The organism is Allorhizobium sp. GW101-3B10 (genome assembly GCF_059424725.1).
On record NZ_JBWKZR010000001.1, the window covers coordinates 2,598,348 to 2,613,878 of the forward strand.

Here is a 15,531-nt window from a genome sequence, read left to right on the forward strand (position 1 = left end):
GGCCCCTCGCATTTGCCGTGAGGACAGCCGGCGCCGCGTATCCGCAAGCAGAAGACATCGAGGTTGGAGGCCGCCATGGCATCGAAATGGCTGAAACGACTGGGCGCGCTGGTGGCGCTCGGCATGGTCGGCGGCGCGGGCTTCCTCATTGTCACCGCACCTGAGCGCCAGGACGCTTCCGTCTGGGCCGATCTCGGCCAGCCGGACCTCGAAAACGGCCGGCGCATCTTCTTTGCCGGCGGTTGCACCAGTTGCCATGCGGCGGCAAAGTCCGAGGGCGATGCCCGGCTCGTGCTGTCCGGCGGCGCGCCGCTCAAGAGCCCGTTCGGCACGTTCCATGCGCCGAACATCTCTTCCTCTCCGACCGCCGGCATCGGCGCCTGGACGCTGGCTGAATTCGGTGATGCGATGACGCGCGGGGTCGGCCGCGACGGCGAGCATCTCTATCCGTCCTTCCCCTACGGCTCCTATGCCCGCATGGCGCCGAAGGACATCAACGACCTTTACGGCTTCATGAAGACGCTGCCGGCGAGCGAGGCGGTAGCGCCCGCACACGAACTGCCCTTCCCGTTCAACATCCGGCTTTCGCTCGGTGGCTGGAAATTCCTCTATTTCACCGATGCACCGCGCGTCGAACTCGCCAATGCCGACGACCAGGTCAAGCTCGGCCAGTATCTGGTCGAGGGCCCCGGCCATTGCGGCGAATGCCATACGCCGCGCGACATGCTCGGCGGTTTCAAGGCCGGCCAGTGGCTGGCCGGCGGGCCGAACCCGGAAGGTCAGGGCACCATCCCCAACATCACCCCCGGCTCGAAGAGCATCGGCGCCTGGTCGCGAGGCGACATCGCCTCCTATCTCGAGACCGGCTTCACCCCCGACTTCGACAGCGTCGGCGGCGCGATGGTCGAGGTGCAGAAGAACCTGGCCGAGCTTTCCGCCACCGACCGCGAGGCGATCGCCGCCTATCTGAAGGCCGTGCCGGCGGTGAAGTGAGCGTTGGGCATACAGGTTGCGCCCTTCACGGCGAGCCTAGTGGGGCCAAACTGTGGGGCTTTGCCCCTCACCCTGACCTTCTCCCCATCAAAACGGGCAGAAGGTGCCGGCAGGCGGATGAGGGGCGGGGGTCGCCAATCTAAAGGCCGATCTGCTCGCGATGTGATTGCAGAAAGCGCTAGCATGATTTAAGGTTTGTTGATGAACAGTCGGCAGAGGAAGACGCTGCATTCGATCTTCAACGATCCGGTGTCAGGCTCCATCGCCTGGGCGGACGTCGAAAGCCTGTTGATCGCGCTGGGATGTGTGGTGATCGAAGGCAACGGGTCCCGCGTTCGGTTCGAAAAGGACGGACGCCTGGCCTTCTTCCATCGGCCACACCCGGAAAAAGAAGCGAAGCGCTACCAGATACGCGATGCACGACGCTTCCTCGAAGACCTTGGAGTGAGACCATGAATGTGATGACCTACAAGGGTTTCTCGGCTCGCATCGCCTTCGACGCAGAGGATGAGATCTTCTTCGGCAACATCGCCGGCATCGCCGATGTCGTCGGATTTCACGGCGAGAGCGTCGACGAACTCAAGCGGGCCTTCCACGAGGCCGTGGACGACTATGTCGAGACGTGCCGCACGCTCGGACGCGAGCCTCACAAGTCCTATTCCGGTAAGATGATGTTTCGCGTTGATCCCGACGTGCATGCGCGCGCCGCAAAGGCAGCCGAACTCTCCGGCAAGAGCCTCAATCAATGGGCCGAGGAAGCGCTCTCCAAGGCGGCAGAGGAAACCGCTTAGGCGTTTCCTGGCCAGATTGTGGCCGGCAGAACTGTAGCTCCCCCCGCCCCCTCCAGCATCGCGCAAGCCTGCCCCGCCAGAGTGCGTTTCGTCACAACAGTCAAGGACTGCAGCATGAGCATCGAACGCCGGCGAATGGAAAGCGCGCTCCGCTCGCTGCTCGACAGTTATCCGGATCCCGCCCTGCATCGCTGGGTGGACGAGACGGTGCAGGCCTTCGAGAAGCGGCTTTCCAATATCGTCGATCCGCGCGAGCGCGATCATGCGCAGCAGGCCGCCCTGGTGCTGATCAAGACGACGCTGCAGCAATGGTCGCAGCATCCGCCGGTCCGGCACTGAGCCGGCAGCGGCCAGGACGACGAATTCTCCCGCCGCGATCCGTCCGCCGTTATTGACATGGCCGTCCGCCGCCGCGATAGTGTCCGCGATGGTTCCCCAGAAGCGGCGCTTCGGGGATTAATAGGGAACACGATAGGGACGACCCTGACGGGGCTCGATTCGTGGCTGCCCCCGCAACTGTGAGCGGCGAACGCCTGGACGACATGGCCACTGGAGACGATCCGGGAAGGCTGTCCAAGGTGTCATGACCCGCAAGCCAGGAGACCTGCCATCATCTGTCGTCGCCTGCCGGGCGGGGTTGTCCGGAAGACAGGGAGATTGCGCGGCCTGGATCGTCGATCCGCAGCCGTCCCTTTGTCCCCGTTTTCTCCTCCTCCGGCCGTCGATATCCATCGCCACTTGTTCGGAGGGAACCATGTCCGTCAACACCATCACCGCATCCACCTCGTCCGTCGCCGGCCGCATCGCGCCGGCGCTGCTCAGCGTCTTCTTCGGCCTCTTCGTCGTCGGCTTCGTCGGTTTTTCGCCGATGGAAGTGGTGCACAACGCCGCCCACGACGCGCGCCACGCCAACGCCTTCCCCTGCCATTGAGGGGAGCACCCATGTCTCTCTTTCGCTCGCTCGTCTTCACTTCGGTGCTGGTCGGGCTGATCGTCGGGACGGTGGTGACACTCGCGCAATTTCTTGGAACGACGCCGCTCATCCTGGCGGCCGAAGTCTATGAAACCGGGGAAACGGCCGTGAGCCCCGGGCCCGGCGCGGCCCATGATCATGACGCGGGTATTGCCCACGACCATGACGCAGCCGCCACCGAAGCGCACGACCATCACAGCGCCGATGCCTGGGCACCCGCCGACGGCATCGAACGCACCGCCTATACGCTCGCCGCCAACATCCTGACGGCCATCGGCTTCGCGCTGGTGCTGAACGGGCTGATGCAGATCTCCGGCCGCCACAGCGACTGGCGGAGCGGCCTCATCTGGGGCCTGTGCGGCTTCGTCGTGGTGATGCTCGCACCGGGCTTCGGCCTGCATCCGGAACTTCCGGGAACGCCCGCCGCACCGCTCTTCGAGCGTCAGGTCTGGTGGGTGGGAACGGCGCTGTCGACGGCGGCCGGTCTGGCGCTGCTGTTCTTCCAGCGCAAGCCCTGGGCTGCGGCCTTGGCCATCGTGCTGATCGCCTTCCCGCACGTCATCGGCGCACCGGTTCCGGCGGAGGGCGAACAGGCTCTGGCACCGGAGGCGATGTCGCACCGCTTCGTCGTCATCGCCACGCTGACCAGCCTTCTGTTCTGGGCGCTGCTCGGTTCGCTCAGCGGCCACCTGCGCCGCCGTTTCGAAGCCTGAGGCCCCATGGCAGGCACCCCCTGCCCCGAATTCGACTGGCGCATCGATCTCGATGCGCTGGTCTTTTTCCATCGGCCGTCCGGCAGCCGATGCTTCGTCCACCGGCTCGCCTTTCGCAGCCTGACCGAAAATCCCACGCCGAGCGTCGAAGACTGCCTCGCGTGGTTTTCCAGCCATCACGCCGCCTTTGACGCGGCCGCTGCCGCAAAAGCGGCGCGCGGTCCGGCCGCCGGCCAGGCCTTCAATCTCAACAGCCGCGACATCCGCCGGGCGCTGAAGCCTTGAGACCCGAGATCAGCGGTGCTCGGCGGCAAAGGCCGAGAGTTCGGTTTCGGCCTCCGGCGTCCACAGGTCGAGCGCCTTCAGCACCTCGGTCGCAAAGGTATCGGGCGCCGATCCGGGTGCGGTGACGATGCCCCTGTCGGAGACGGCCTGCGGCTGGTCGCGATAGTGGTCCGCCCCGTGATAGCCGGGATACTTGCCGTGCGAGGCGAGTGAATTGCCGGTATGGGCGACATCGTCGAGCACACCGGTGGCGGCAAGGGCGCTCGCCGCAGCGCAGATGCCGGCGACGACCTTGTTCTCGGCCCGGAAACCCCTTGCCAGTTCGGTGAAATCGAAGGCCTGGCCCTTTTCCCAGGCATAGCCGCCGGGGATCACCAGGGCATCGAAGCGCTGAGGGTCGATCTCGGCAAAGCCGATGTCCGGCGTGACCTTGAGGCCGCCCATCGAGACGACGGGCTGGCCGTCCGGCGAGGCGGTCAGTACCTCACAGCCGAGATAATAGCGGGCGGCGGCCATCAGGAGCGCGGGCTCCCAGTCGGCGAAATCGGATTGCAGGGCGACGGCGATGCGGGGCATGGGCAATTCTCCTTGGAAACGAAAAAGCCAAGCGCGGTCGCGCTCAGGACAGTGCCTGCATGTAGCGCATGCCGGTGACCGGACGCGGCACGAAATCCATGTGTTCGTAGAAGCGATGGGCGGCGAAATTGCCGGTCGCGGCACTGACCGAAAGGTAGTCGCAACCCGACTGGCGGGCAAGCTCCCGCGCGCGGGCGACGAGGTGCTGGCCGATGCCGTTGCCGCGCTGGCCGTCGCGCACGTAGAGATGATGCAGGTCCATGCCGCGCTTGCCTTCCTCGGCCCTGTAGAGCGGCACGAGGATGGCGTAGCCGATCAGGCCCTCGCCACCGTCGGCGACCAGCGCGGTGATCCACGGCAGCGGGCCGAACAGATCGCGCTCGAGCTTTTCCGGCGTCATCGCCGAGGCGTCGCCATGGTGCAGGGCGAGCGCCGCGATCATGCCGTTCAGTTCGGGCAGGTCATGGGGTTTGGCAGCGCGGATGACCACGACGGGCGGTCGCGGCAGGGTGATATCGGTATCTTCGGTCATATTCGCTTCCCTTTTTCGTTTGCGCCGTCAGGGAGAGCTTTTGTCCTGGAAAACAACAAGGCCGCCTGACGGCGGCCTGTTGACATGATGATCTGTCGAGCCGCCGGTTACCGGTAGGCCCAAAAATACGTGCAGGAGATGGGTGCGCGTGCGATGATCATGGCGGCTTCAATGCGCCGATTTCAATCGATTGTCAAGGCGGAGTGATCCGGCTGAACGCGCATGACGTTTCCCGTTCATGACCCTGCTTCACCTCGTTCTCGGCGACCAGCTTTCCGATTCCCTCTCCGCCCTGCGGGACGCCAGCCCGCAGGGCTCGATCGTGCTGATGGCCGAGGTCATGGCGGAGGCGAGCTATGTGCGCCACCATCAGAAGAAGATCGCCTTCCTGTTTTCCGCGATGCGGCACTTCGCCGAGGAATTGCGGGAGCGCGGATTTGCCGTGCGCTACGTCAGGCTGGACGACCCGGACAACGGACAGTCGCTGCTGGGCGAAGTGGAACAGGCGCTGGCCGAAACCGGCGCGGAGGGTCTGGTGGTCACCGAGCCCGGCGAATACCGGCTGATGGAGGAGATGCGCGGGTGGCAGGGGAAGCTCGGCGTGCCGGTCGAGATTCGCGAGGACGACCGTTTCCTCATCACGCGCGCCGGCTTCGGGCGCTGGGCCGATCGCCGCCGGGAACTGCGCATGGAATATTTCTACCGCGACATGCGCCGGCATTTCGGCGTGCTGATGCGAGGCGACCAGCCTGAGGGCGGGCAGTGGAACTTCGACAAGGAAAACCGCAAGTCGCCGCCCAAGGGGCTGAAAGGCCCGCGACGCCTTTCATGGCGGCATGATGCGATCACCAGCGAGGTCCTGGACCTGGTCGAGGCGCGATTTTCCGATCACATCGGCCGGTTGCGGCCCTTTCATTTCGCGGTGACGGCGAGAGAGGCCGAGGCTGAGTTCGAGCAGTTCGTCACCGAGATCCTGCCGTCCTTCGGCGACTGGCAGGACGCCATGGTGGTGGGCGAGCCGTATCTCTTCCACTCGATGATCGCCGCCTATCTCAATGCCGGCCTGCTCCTGCCGATCGACGTGATCCGCCGGGCCGAGCGCGCCTATCACGAGGGCGCGGCGCCGCTCAACGCAGTCGAAGGCTTCATCCGCCAGATCCTCGGCTGGCGGGAATATGTGCGCGGCATCTACTGGCGCTTCATGCCCGACTATGCCGGCCGCAACGCGCTTGATGCGCATCGTCTCTTGCCGGCCCTCTACTGGAGCGGCGGGACCAAGATGCGCTGCATGGCGTCGGCCGTTCAAGACACGATCGAGCATGCCTATTCCCATCATATCCAGCGGCTGATGGTGACCGGCAATTTCGCCCTCATCGCCGGGCTGTCGGTCGAGGCGGTCTGCGAATGGTATCTCGCCGTCTATGCCGATGCCTATGAATGGGTGGAGCTGCCCAATACGCTGGGCATGGCGCTCTACGCCGACGGCGGGCTGATGGCCAGCAAACCCTATGCGGCGAGCGGCAAATATATCGACCGCATGAGCAATTTCTGCGGCGGCTGTTCCTATGACGTGAAGGACAGCACCGGCGAAAACGCCTGCCCGTTCAACTCGCTTTATTGGCGCTTCATCGCCGTCAACGAGGACAAGCTCCGCGGCAATCATCGCATGGCCAATATCCTCGCCGGCTGGCGGCGGATGGACGAGGGCAAGAAGACGGCTCTGCTGAACCGAGCCGAGGACTGTCTCACACTGCTGGAGAAGGACACGCTGTAGGACCGTTTTCCGCTGGCCTAACGGCTGACCGGATTGCCGGCCCGGTCAGTCAGGGTCTTTTCGAAGTTCACCTTGGTGAGCAGAATATCCCTGTCGGTGTAATGCACCACGTCGTCCGGCGAGCGGGTGCCGACCACGAGATAGGTGGCATCGGCGTCGGAGCAATTTTCCAGCCGGTGGCCGACCGGAACGCCGGCCTTGAAGGTCGCGGCATCGCCGGGCCGCATCTCGGTCAGCCTGTCGCCCTCGTTCAGCGTGACGGTGCCGGAGAGAACATAGACGAATTCGTCCTCCCGCTCGTGCCAGTGTTTGTGCGCGGAGAAGGAGCCGGGCGGCAGGGTCTCGACGAAGGCGCCGAACTGGGTGAGGCCGCCGGCGTCAGACAGGAGCCGTGCCGTATAGGCGCCGAGCTCGGCATTGATCCCTTGAGCCTTGCCTTCTTCCAGCGGCGTGTCCTGCTGCCTGATGACCGGCATCGGTTCTCCCCCCCTCAATGCTCGTGGTCGCACAGGCCGTGGTCGGACAGCGCCCGGATGACATAGCAGTCGCCGACGGTGTGGTTGCCGCAATGGGACACGATGCGGTCCAGCTCGTGCTCCAGCTTCTGCAGCCGGGCGATCTTCTCGCGTACCTCCACCAGCTGCTCGCGGGCGATGTGGTCGGCGCGTTCGCAGGGTTCGTCGGGATGGCGGCTCAGCGCCAGAAGCTCACGGATCGCCTCGATCGGGAAGCCGAGATCGCGGGCATGGCGGATGAAGGTCAGGCGCTCCAGATCGGCGCGCTCGTAGCGCCGCTGGTTGCCCTCCGACCTGTCCGGCGCGGCGATCAGCCCCATCTGTTCGTAATAACGGATGGTCGGCACCTTGACGCCGGCGCGGCGGGAAAGTTCGCCGATCGCGTACATTTTCTGAAATACCCCCTTGAACCTCTAGTCGCTATAGAGATTAGGTAAGACGTCGAACGAGAGCAAGACGAAAAGGAAAAGACCAAATGAGCGCCAGCCACGGCCACGAGCACGCCCCCTTCGACGGCATGTCCGACACCTACAAGCGCCGGCTCTGGCTGGTGATCGCCATCAACGCGGCCATGTTCCTCGTCGAGATGACGGCGGGCCAGCTCGCCCGCTCACAGGCGCTGCAGGCCGACGCGCTCGACTTCTTCGCCGACGCCGTGACCTACGGCATTTCCTTTGCCGTGATCGGCGCGTCGCTGAAGGTGCGCAGCACGGCCGCCGCCGCCAAGGGCATCAGCCTGTTCCTGATGGGGCTCTGGGTGTTCGGCTCGACCGTCTGGCGGGTATTCTACGACGGCATGCCTGAGGCGCCGGTGATGGGCGTGATCGGCTTCATGGCGCTGGCCGCCAATGTCACCAGCGTCCTTCTCCTGATGAACTACAAGGACGGCGACGCCAATGTGCGCTCGGTCTGGCTGTGCTCGCGCAACGACGCGATCGGCAATGTCATCGTCATGATCGCCGCCATCGGCGTCTGGGGAACGGCGACCGCCTGGCCCGACCTTGCCGTCGCGTTCATCATGGCCGGCCTGTTCCTCAATTCCTCAGGCCAGATCCTCTGGCAGTCCTGGCACGAGTGGAAGGCGGGCGGCGCGGAGGCTCTGGCCAGGAAGGCCGAGGAAGGCTGCACGTCGTGCAGCGCCGACGCCCACCGCACGGCCGGCAGCCATCATCACGATCACGCCCATTGACAGACGAGGTTTCGGCCGCGCCAGCCTGGCGACGACAACGAGAAAGGGCGCCCATGGCGCCCTTGTTCATGCCGACGAAACCTGCCTTCGCCGCTCAGCCGTCGTCGCCTGTCAGTTCGTATTCGCGGTAGAGAGCTTCGACCTTCTCGGCGACCGAGGGAACGGCTGCATCATCGGCAACCGAGGTGAGATCGGGTTGGAGGCTTGCGGACGCCTTGCGGCCGCCTTCGACGATCCACAGCGCCGTTGCCAGGTTGGACGACAGGAGCGTGCTGCTGAAGGCGCTGTTCCCGCTGCCGCGCGGCTTGGCGACCGTTGCGGCATCAGCCGAAGCGTCTTCGTTTTCCGTCGCGCTCGGTATGTACCGGCTCTGGTATGAATAGCCGCTAAGGCCGCTATCGATCCGCATGGCAGACACTCTCGTTCCAATCGTTAACCATTCATTAACCATCGAAACTTGCGCGAAGCTTGCGCCGCGCTGCAGCATCCGGGCAATTGCGCCCCTCGCCTGCTTGACAATTCACGCCGCCCGTGACGCTGCTTCGTGACGGAAATCACATTTTGCGCGCAGAAGGGGTGCCCGGCGGCCTGCCACGGGCGACAAAGGAATCGATGACGGCCGCGGTGATCCGCTGATTGTTGCGATACCAGGGATCGCCCGAGTGGAAGACCGGTTGGCTCTCGTCCCAACCGCTGCAGGAGAAGTCGGACTGGCGCGCGAAGAAGGCGACGAAGCCCGTTTGGTCATCCCAGCCGGCGATGGGATCGCCGGTATGTCCACCGCCGTCGAAGACGTCGCAGAGCACGACGCCGCCGGCGCGGCGGATCAGCCCCTGGCCGCAGAAGTCGCGGTGGAATTCGACGATCAGCCCCTCGCCCTCGCCGCCCGAGGCTAGCTTGCGCCACAGCGCCGTTGCGCGCGCCTCGCCGAAAGGGGCGCGAGAGAGCCGGTCACGCAACTCCGCCGCACGGCGCGCCATCTCTTCCTCGGAGGCGTCGATCAGCGGATAGGGCGACCGCCACGCCCCCTTCGGCCGGCGCATCGACTGGATCGCGGCAACGAGCACCACGACGACCGCGCCGAGCGCCAGAAGTGGAATGATCGTCGACATGCCCGGCCTCTCCCCTCGGCTGGTTCTTGATGCTGGATTATGCAAGATCGGTGAGGGTCGCGAAACCGACAGGTACCTCGCACCGGGAGATTCCTCGGTTCTTTGGCTTCAGCGCCCTGCCGCGTGTACAGAGCGCGCGGCGTCCTGTACAGAAATCATCAAAGTCTCCTGGTGAACATGTTCGTTGCGGGATGCCTCGTTCCTGCCGGGGCCTTTTCGATTTGCGCCTTGGTCCAAAGGGCTTGCTGAACTGCAAGCCATGGAAAGGTTGAGGTTATGTCGGTGTATTGGCGGTCTCTGACGAACGTGATTGTGCCTCCTACAATTCTGACTGGGCACTGAGCCTGTTGATCGCAGACCTCTGGTTCATAGAGCGTCGTAGGGTCTTTGGGGTCAGGCAGGATCCAGAGTCTCGGCAAGAGTTCCAGCCCGAACGACATTGTCCGGCGCTCGGAGGCGGCCTTCCTCAGCGCGTCGATGGTCTCCCGATCGCCCGCCCGTTCGAGATGGAGGAGCTTGAGCGGAATGAGGTTGGCATAGTTCCAGTCTTTAATCTGATAACGATAGTAATTGAGGTCATCGCTGTCGACGCTAACGAGCAGAAGATGGTCGTTCGCCAAGCTGGCCATGGCGGCATCAGCCCGCACGTCAGTTGTGATGCCTTTCCAACTGCCTTTCATGGTCGGGTGCGACTTGTAGATGACCTCCCAGACGGCAGATGCCCGGGCAGGACTGCCATCGACCTCGAAATCGGCATCGATGCGATAGCGTACCGTGACATCGGGAAAGGCAAAGAACGTGAGCCAGATCAGGTAAATGACGACCGACGCGAGGGAGCCCAGAAGGAGTACCCGGTTCTTTGTACGCATAAAGCTCTATCCACGAGAAGGCGAAAGGAACGACAATATGCAGATACTGGTAGTGCCATCTGGTGAAGAGAGTAAGCCCTGAAAACCGGCTGTATTCTTGAAAATCTGCGGACATGCTCGAGAATATGTCGTCCAATACAGCACGGCCGTCCTTGAGGGGGCGCCGTTCCGGCAAAGCCGACCGCACGCTCCACCCTCACCTCCCCTCGATCCCGCCTGCAGTTTCGGCGAGCCGGGCGACGGTGTTGATGTTGCGCGAGGTGCCGGCCTTCAGCGCCGGAAGCTTGATCTTCGAGCGGCCGGAGCCGATCGGGGAGTACACGTAGATCTCGCATCTGTGAACAGCCTCAACCGAGCGACCCCATATGATTCTGCAATCCGGCCCAGGCAGGGACAGAACATGGACAACACTAGTTTCTAACTCGGACCATCAGGAGCGCAGGTCGACGCCTCCGGATGTTACCCTCATAGTATTTCAAAGTATTTCAAAAAGACGTAAGCACCGGTCAGGAGCAGCGAAGTGCCCGCAACGACGATCAGGCCTCCTCGTATCGGAAGAGTCAAATATCGTCTCCCGTATGACGAAGTAACTGCGTAAAATGTATCGGTGATCAGCCCGACCACCAAAAAGGTCGCCCCGAGAACGGCGAATTGAATATCATACGATCCTTCAGGTGAGATAAATTGCGGCAAAAATGTTGAAAAATACAAGAGACCTTTAGGATTGAGGATGGACGTGAAAAAACCCTGATTGAAAGTCTTTCTCGATTCCTCTGCTTTCTCATTTTCCGTCAACGCAGAACGAACACCGACTATGGTCTTGATACCCAGGAATAGAAGGTAAGCTCCCCCAATTATTCTAATTCCATCGAAGACTGCTTCGGAAACGGAGAAGAGCGTGGTGGTCAACGCAAATGCTACGGCGATTAGAGCCAGATCCCCCAGGAAAATGCCGGGGATCAACGCCAAGGTGGCAGCAATACCGCTTCGCAAACCTGTCGATATCAGCAGTGAGACCGCCGGCCCAGGGCTGGCGGTCTGAAGTGCTGTCAATAGTGCGAACGAAATCCAAACCGAGAATGTCATGCGGCATTTGTCTGGTAGGTTCGAAATTGCAGATCAGGGATAGCAGAACGGAGAAGTGACAGAGGCGTGCTCGTATATACATACTCATTCGGAATACAGGGGGGAAGCATAGAGGATATGTAGCGGGAGAGGTTTTGAGCGCTATTGCCCGCCGCAATTGTGCAAAAATTTCCGCTATTCCACGTGATGTACGAATACTTGAAATGCTCAGCCAGCGCGACGCTCATCGCGGATATCGTGTTCTCGTTCTGATTCATGCGTTTGAGAATTGCGGCGTTCTTGCTCTCGATTTCAGACGAAGTGAAAAAACGTGATTTATAGCCGTAATCTTTCTGCAACTCTCGCCGCAGATATTCGTTCTCATCGTCCTGGCGGAATTTCTCAACGAAGATCATAATTCCATCGTCCTTGAGGTGCCCTTTGACGAATTGAATCTGAGCGGATCGATTGGGTGAGTACATCTGGAAGGTGGTGTCTTCCAGAATGATGTCAAATCCGGAGTCAAAGTGTCGCAAACGATCACTCGCGCGAATGACCTGTTTGGTCAGGTGGTGAAATGGGCCAAGAAAGAACTCCGCAAATGGGGGCACGCCATAGGAATAGAAACTCTCTTCATTTTCTTTGTTTGGACTGCATGAGAGTGTTCGAATGCAGCCTCCGCCAGCCTGAGCGAGCGTTCGGGCAAATGTACCTTCCGCTGAACCCAACACATAGAAATTCGCCGGCTGATCGGGTCGCGCGATGTTCATTCCATACCGGAACATGGCATCGCCGAGCCTTGCCTCCTCCTCCAAGCGGTAGGGGATGCTGCTGAAATAGTGGGGATCAAAGTTCCCCCAAAGGAGACGATGCGCGTCTATAAATTCTGCTAGGGATCGATCACCTTGGAAAAGGCGGCGATCGACGTCCGGCATCTTCAAGGGGGCCCCTGATCTGCCGCCCGCTGTCGTAGAAAAGAAATCTGCCATCTCATTCAGGCGAGGGGCGCGATCACATTCCATGACGAAACTCTGATTGCTTTCCATTGGGTATCCCGTCGAATTTTCGATTGTACGCACATATTATTTAGCACCATAGCGTGCAAGAAAAATGACGGAACAAGATTTCCGGTGCGTTCAGAGCGTTCTCGCTGCACCCCCGTGTCTACAGAGACGGTAGTGCGCCTTCGTCCGCCGTCTGTACGGATAGTCTCGTTCTCCAGCGAATGTCATTCCGCCCCTTTCACATCTTGTCCGCAACCTTCACCGCAACGCAAATCCAGACGCAATCTCTTCGAGCCGCTGGAACCACCATGCGGGCAAAGACGCTCACCTCCCCTCGATCCCGCCTGCAGTTTCGGCGAGCCGGGCGACGGTGTTGATGTTGCGCGAGGTGCCGGCCTTCAGCGCCGGGAGCTTGATCTTCGAGCGGCCGGAGCCGATCGGGTAGTACACGTAGATTTCCCGGCCGCGCACCACCGCCTCCTCGCCGTCGGGGGCGAGGAAACCGTGCAGGGCGTCGTCGCCGGGCGGCTCGCCGAAGAAGCTGACGAGCACGCGCTCCGGCGCCATTGCCGCGAAGGGATTGCCGTCGAGGACGGCCCTGAGTTCCGCCGGCGTGCGGACGAAGACGCCGGGGGCCTTGCCGAGGCGGGCGCCGAGCGCCGCGTCGAGCCGCGCGGCGATCACCGCCGGGTCGTCGCCGTCGCGGAAGATCAGGTTGCCGGACTGGATATAGGTGGAGACCTCGGCGAAGCCGAGGCCTTCGGCGAGCGCCTTCAGCTCCGCCATCGGCAGTTTCCCGGTGCCGCCGACATTGACGGCGCGGATCAGGGCGACATAGGCGGGCATCGTCTCTCCTCTCCGGGCGGAAGGCGGCGCGCCGCCGCCGTTACAGACTTAGCGCGAGACGGTGGAGGGGCAATGGCTCAGAGAAACGAACGCCCCCTCACATCTTGCCCGCCACCTTCACCGCAAACGCATATTCGAAGGCGATCTCCTCCAGGCGCTGGAAGCGGCCGGACTTGCCGCCGTGGCCGGCGGCCATGTTGGTCTTGAGCAGATAGGGGCCGGCGTCGGGGGCCTTTTCGCGCAGCCTGGCGATCCACTTGGTCGGTTCCCAATAGGTCACGCGCGGGTCGGTGAGGCCGGAGAGTGCGAGGATCGGCGGATAGGGCTTTTGCCCGACATTGTCGTAAGGGCTGTAGGCGGCGATCCAGTTGTATTCCTCGAGCGACTCGATCGGATTGCCCCACTCGCCCCATTCCGGCGGGGTGAGCGGCAGCGTGTCGTCGAGCATGGTGTTCAGCACATCGACGAAGGGCACGGCGGCGATGATGCCGGCGAATTTTTCCGGCGCCATGTTGGCGACCGCGCCCATCAGCATGCCGCCGGCCGAGCCGCCTTCGGCGATGATGCGGTCGTGAGACGTGAAGCCTTGCTTCACCAGATGGTCGGCGGCAGCGATGAAGTCCTTGAAGGTGTTTTCCTTCTTTTCCATCTTGCCGTCTTCGTACCATGCAAAACCCTTGTCCTTGCCGCCGCGGATATGGGCGATGGCATAGACGAAGCCGCGGTCGGCGAGCGACAGGCAATTGGTGTTGAAGCCGGCGGCGATCGAGATGCCATAGGCGCCGTAGCCATAAAGCAGGCAGGGGGCCGAGCCGTCGAGGGGCGTGTCCTTGCGGTAGAGCAGCGTGACGGGCACGTCCACTCCGTCATGGGACGGCGCAAAGACGCGGCGGGTGACATAGTCGTCGGGATTATGGCCCGAGGGCACTTCCTGGGTCTTCAGCAGAACGCGCTCGCGGGTCGCCATGTTGTAATCGAAGAGCTGGGTGGGCGTCGTCATCGACGAATAGGAGAAGCGGATGACGTCGGTGTCGTATTCGGCAGCGCCCTGGAGGCCGAGTGCATAGGCTTCCTCGGCAAAGGCGATCGAATGCTCCTCGCCGCTCACCCGGTCGCGGATCATGATTTCCGGCAGGCCGTTGCGGCGCTGCAGCCAGATGAGATGGCGGGCGAAGGCCATGTGGTTGAGGATCAGGCGGCCCGGAACGTGGGCGACCACTTCCTTCCAGTTTTCCTTGCCAGGTGCCGTCACCGGGGTTTCGACGATCTTGAAGTCCTTGGCGTCGCCGTCATTGGTGAGGATGTAGAAGACGTCGCCGCCCTCGGTCAGCGAATATTCGATGCCCTCGACCCGCTCGGCAACCAGCATGGGCTCGGCGGTCAAATCCTTGGTCGAGAGGATGCGGTATTCCGAGGTCTCGTGGTCGTGGATGTCGAGATAGATGAAATCGTCGAGCAGCGAACCGCCGACGCCCATGAAATAGCCCGGATCCTTCTCCTCGTAGACCAGCCGGTCTTCCGATTGCGGCTGGCCGACCACGTGGTGGAAGACCTTGGAGGGGCGGTGGTTCTCGTCCTGCAGCGTATAGAAGAAGCTCTTGCCGTCCGGCGCCCAGGCGCCGCCGCCGCCGGTGTTCTCGATCACGTCGGGAAGATCCTCGCCGGTCGAGAGATCGCGGATGCGCAGGGTGAAGTATTCAGAGCCCTTGTCGTCATAGCCCCAGAGACCCAAGGCATGGTCGGTCGTGTGGTCGATGCCGGCGAGGCGGAAATAGTCCTTGCCGGTGGCTTCCTTGTCGCCGTCGAGCAGCAGATGGCGCTGGCTCTCGTCCTTGTGGTCGGCATCGCGGGGAATGCGGAAATAGCGCGGCTGCTCGCCGCCGGTGACGAAGGCGGTGCCATAGGCGAAGGGGCCGTCCTTCATCGGGATCGAACTGTCGTCTTCCTTGATGCGGCCCTTCATCTCGGCGAAGAGCTGTTTCCGCAGCTCTTTCGTGTCGGCCATGGCCGCTTCCATATAGGCGTTCTCGGCCTCGAGATGGCGGCGCAGCTCCGCGTCGAGCAGGGTCGGGTCCTTGAACATGGCCTGCCAGTTTTCGGCGCGCATCCAGGCATAGTCGTCGGTGCGGGTGATGCCGTGGCGGGTATCGGAGACGGGCTTTTTCGGCGCGACGGCGGGCTTCGGCAAATTGGCGAAAACGGACAAGGGGAGGCCTTCCTTCTTCGAGGAAATCGGAAACGATCCTTCGAGAGATAGAGAGGCTGCGGCATCCGATCAAGCCGCAATCGCGTTG

General features: G+C 62.5%; 20 protein-coding genes, 1 pseudogene and 1 riboswitch. Of the genes and pseudogenes, 9 read left to right on the forward strand and 12 right to left on the reverse strand.

What is annotated here, in order from left to right; genetic code table 11:
• Positions 1-75: 75 nt before the first annotated feature.
• The 7 genes from AC07Y0_RS12905 to AC07Y0_RS12935 all read left to right on the forward strand — a co-directional run bounded on the left by AC07Y0_RS12905 (position 76) and on the right by AC07Y0_RS12935 (position 3,755).
• Positions 76-993, forward strand: a complete 918-nt coding sequence (locus AC07Y0_RS12905; RefSeq protein WP_498677805.1) for a c-type cytochrome — start codon at positions 76-78, stop codon at positions 991-993.
• Between the two features lie 201 nt (positions 994-1,194).
• The gene (locus AC07Y0_RS12910; protein ID WP_498677809.1) at positions 1,195-1,449 is read left to right on the forward strand and encodes a type II toxin-antitoxin system HicA family toxin; all 255 of its coding nucleotides are present in this window, start codon (positions 1,195-1,197) and stop codon (positions 1,447-1,449) included.
• Positions 1,446-1,784 carry a type II toxin-antitoxin system HicB family antitoxin gene (locus AC07Y0_RS12915; protein ID WP_498677813.1) on the forward strand — a complete coding sequence of 113 codons (339 nt, stop codon included), beginning with the start codon at positions 1,446-1,448 and terminating at the stop codon, positions 1,782-1,784. The genes AC07Y0_RS12910 and AC07Y0_RS12915 overlap by 4 nt, the downstream gene beginning before the upstream one ends.
• A gap of 114 nt (positions 1,785-1,898) precedes the next feature.
• Positions 1,899-2,123, forward strand: a complete 225-nt coding sequence (locus AC07Y0_RS12920) for a hypothetical protein (RefSeq protein ID WP_498677815.1) — start codon at positions 1,899-1,901, stop codon at positions 2,121-2,123.
• 72 nt (positions 2,124-2,195) lie between these two features.
• Positions 2,196-2,410, forward strand: a riboswitch (cobalamin riboswitch).
• A 128-nt stretch (positions 2,411-2,538) separates the two neighbouring features.
• Positions 2,539-2,715 (forward strand): CbtB domain-containing protein, encoded by a 177-nt coding sequence (locus AC07Y0_RS12925; RefSeq protein ID WP_498677817.1) that lies wholly within the window; start codon positions 2,539-2,541, stop codon positions 2,713-2,715.
• An 11-nt stretch (positions 2,716-2,726) separates the two neighbouring features.
• Positions 2,727-3,470: a CbtA family protein gene (locus AC07Y0_RS12930; RefSeq protein ID WP_498677819.1), complete on the forward strand. Its 744-nt coding sequence runs from the start codon at positions 2,727-2,729 to the stop codon at positions 3,468-3,470.
• Between the two features lie 6 nt (positions 3,471-3,476).
• Positions 3,477-3,755: a hypothetical protein gene (locus tag AC07Y0_RS12935; protein WP_498677821.1), complete on the forward strand. Its 279-nt coding sequence runs from the start codon at positions 3,477-3,479 to the stop codon at positions 3,753-3,755.
• A gap of 9 nt (positions 3,756-3,764) precedes the next feature.
• On the opposite strand, the gene AC07Y0_RS12940 is transcribed toward AC07Y0_RS12935, so the two are convergent.
• Together AC07Y0_RS12940 and AC07Y0_RS12945 are read right to left on the reverse strand one after the other, a co-directional pair.
• Positions 3,765-4,331, reverse strand: coding sequence for a DJ-1/PfpI family protein (locus AC07Y0_RS12940; protein ID WP_498677823.1), 567 nt, complete (start codon positions 4,329-4,331; stop codon positions 3,765-3,767).
• A gap of 43 nt (positions 4,332-4,374) precedes the next feature.
• Positions 4,375-4,863: a GNAT family N-acetyltransferase gene (locus AC07Y0_RS12945; protein ID WP_498677825.1), complete on the reverse strand. Its 489-nt coding sequence runs from the start codon at positions 4,861-4,863 to the stop codon at positions 4,375-4,377.
• Positions 4,864-5,101: 238 nt separating this feature from the next.
• Between AC07Y0_RS12945 and AC07Y0_RS12950 the strand changes: the two genes are divergently transcribed.
• Positions 5,102-6,637 carry a cryptochrome/photolyase family protein gene (locus AC07Y0_RS12950; protein ID WP_498677826.1) on the forward strand — a complete coding sequence of 512 codons (1,536 nt, stop codon included), beginning with the start codon at positions 5,102-5,104 and terminating at the stop codon, positions 6,635-6,637.
• A 17-nt stretch (positions 6,638-6,654) separates the two neighbouring features.
• Here the strand turns inward: AC07Y0_RS12950 and AC07Y0_RS12955 are convergent, their stop codons facing one another.
• Both AC07Y0_RS12955 and AC07Y0_RS12960 read right to left on the reverse strand, forming a co-directional pair.
• Positions 6,655-7,113, reverse strand: a complete 459-nt coding sequence (locus tag AC07Y0_RS12955) for a cupin domain-containing protein (RefSeq protein WP_498677829.1) — start codon at positions 7,111-7,113, stop codon at positions 6,655-6,657.
• Positions 7,114-7,127: 14 nt separating this feature from the next.
• Positions 7,128-7,541 carry a MerR family transcriptional regulator gene (locus AC07Y0_RS12960; RefSeq protein ID WP_498677831.1) on the reverse strand — a complete coding sequence of 138 codons (414 nt, stop codon included), beginning with the start codon at positions 7,539-7,541 and terminating at the stop codon, positions 7,128-7,130.
• Between the two features lie 86 nt (positions 7,542-7,627).
• Between AC07Y0_RS12960 and AC07Y0_RS12965 the strand changes: the two genes are divergently transcribed.
• Complete coding sequence (locus tag AC07Y0_RS12965) at positions 7,628-8,341, forward strand: cation efflux transmembrane domain-containing protein (protein ID WP_498677833.1); 714 nt, start codon at positions 7,628-7,630, stop codon at positions 8,339-8,341.
• Between the two features lie 94 nt (positions 8,342-8,435).
• Here AC07Y0_RS12965 and AC07Y0_RS12970 read toward each other — a convergent pair whose 3' ends face one another.
• From AC07Y0_RS12970 to AC07Y0_RS13005, 8 genes and pseudogenes are all read right to left on the reverse strand, one after another.
• Positions 8,436-8,750: a hypothetical protein gene (locus tag AC07Y0_RS12970; protein WP_498677835.1), complete on the reverse strand. Its 315-nt coding sequence runs from the start codon at positions 8,748-8,750 to the stop codon at positions 8,436-8,438.
• Positions 8,751-8,895: 145 nt separating this feature from the next.
• Positions 8,896-9,453, reverse strand: a complete 558-nt coding sequence (locus AC07Y0_RS12975) for a hypothetical protein (protein WP_498677837.1) — start codon at positions 9,451-9,453, stop codon at positions 8,896-8,898.
• 158 nt (positions 9,454-9,611) lie between these two features.
• Positions 9,612-10,322, reverse strand: a complete 711-nt coding sequence (locus tag AC07Y0_RS12980; protein ID WP_498677839.1) for a hypothetical protein — start codon at positions 10,320-10,322, stop codon at positions 9,612-9,614.
• Positions 10,323-10,518: 196 nt separating this feature from the next.
• Positions 10,519-10,653 (reverse strand): annotated as a pseudogene (locus tag AC07Y0_RS12985) (DUF1697 domain-containing protein); the annotation flags it as partial.
• Between the two features lie 134 nt (positions 10,654-10,787).
• On the reverse strand, positions 10,788-11,408 hold the full coding sequence (locus AC07Y0_RS12990; RefSeq protein ID WP_498677842.1) for a LysE family translocator: 621 nt from the start codon (positions 11,406-11,408) through the stop codon (positions 10,788-10,790).
• Entirely contained in the window at positions 11,405-12,433 is a 1,029-nt protein-coding gene (locus tag AC07Y0_RS12995; protein ID WP_498677843.1) for a class I SAM-dependent methyltransferase, read from the reverse strand. The genes AC07Y0_RS12990 and AC07Y0_RS12995 overlap by 4 nt, the downstream gene beginning before the upstream one ends.
• A gap of 282 nt (positions 12,434-12,715) precedes the next feature.
• Positions 12,716-13,237: a DUF1697 domain-containing protein gene (locus tag AC07Y0_RS13000; protein ID WP_498677844.1), complete on the reverse strand. Its 522-nt coding sequence runs from the start codon at positions 13,235-13,237 to the stop codon at positions 12,716-12,718.
• Positions 13,238-13,334: 97 nt separating this feature from the next.
• Positions 13,335-15,443 carry a S9 family peptidase gene (locus AC07Y0_RS13005; protein ID WP_498677846.1) on the reverse strand — a complete coding sequence of 703 codons (2,109 nt, stop codon included), beginning with the start codon at positions 15,441-15,443 and terminating at the stop codon, positions 13,335-13,337.
• Positions 15,444-15,531: the final 88 nt, after the last annotated feature.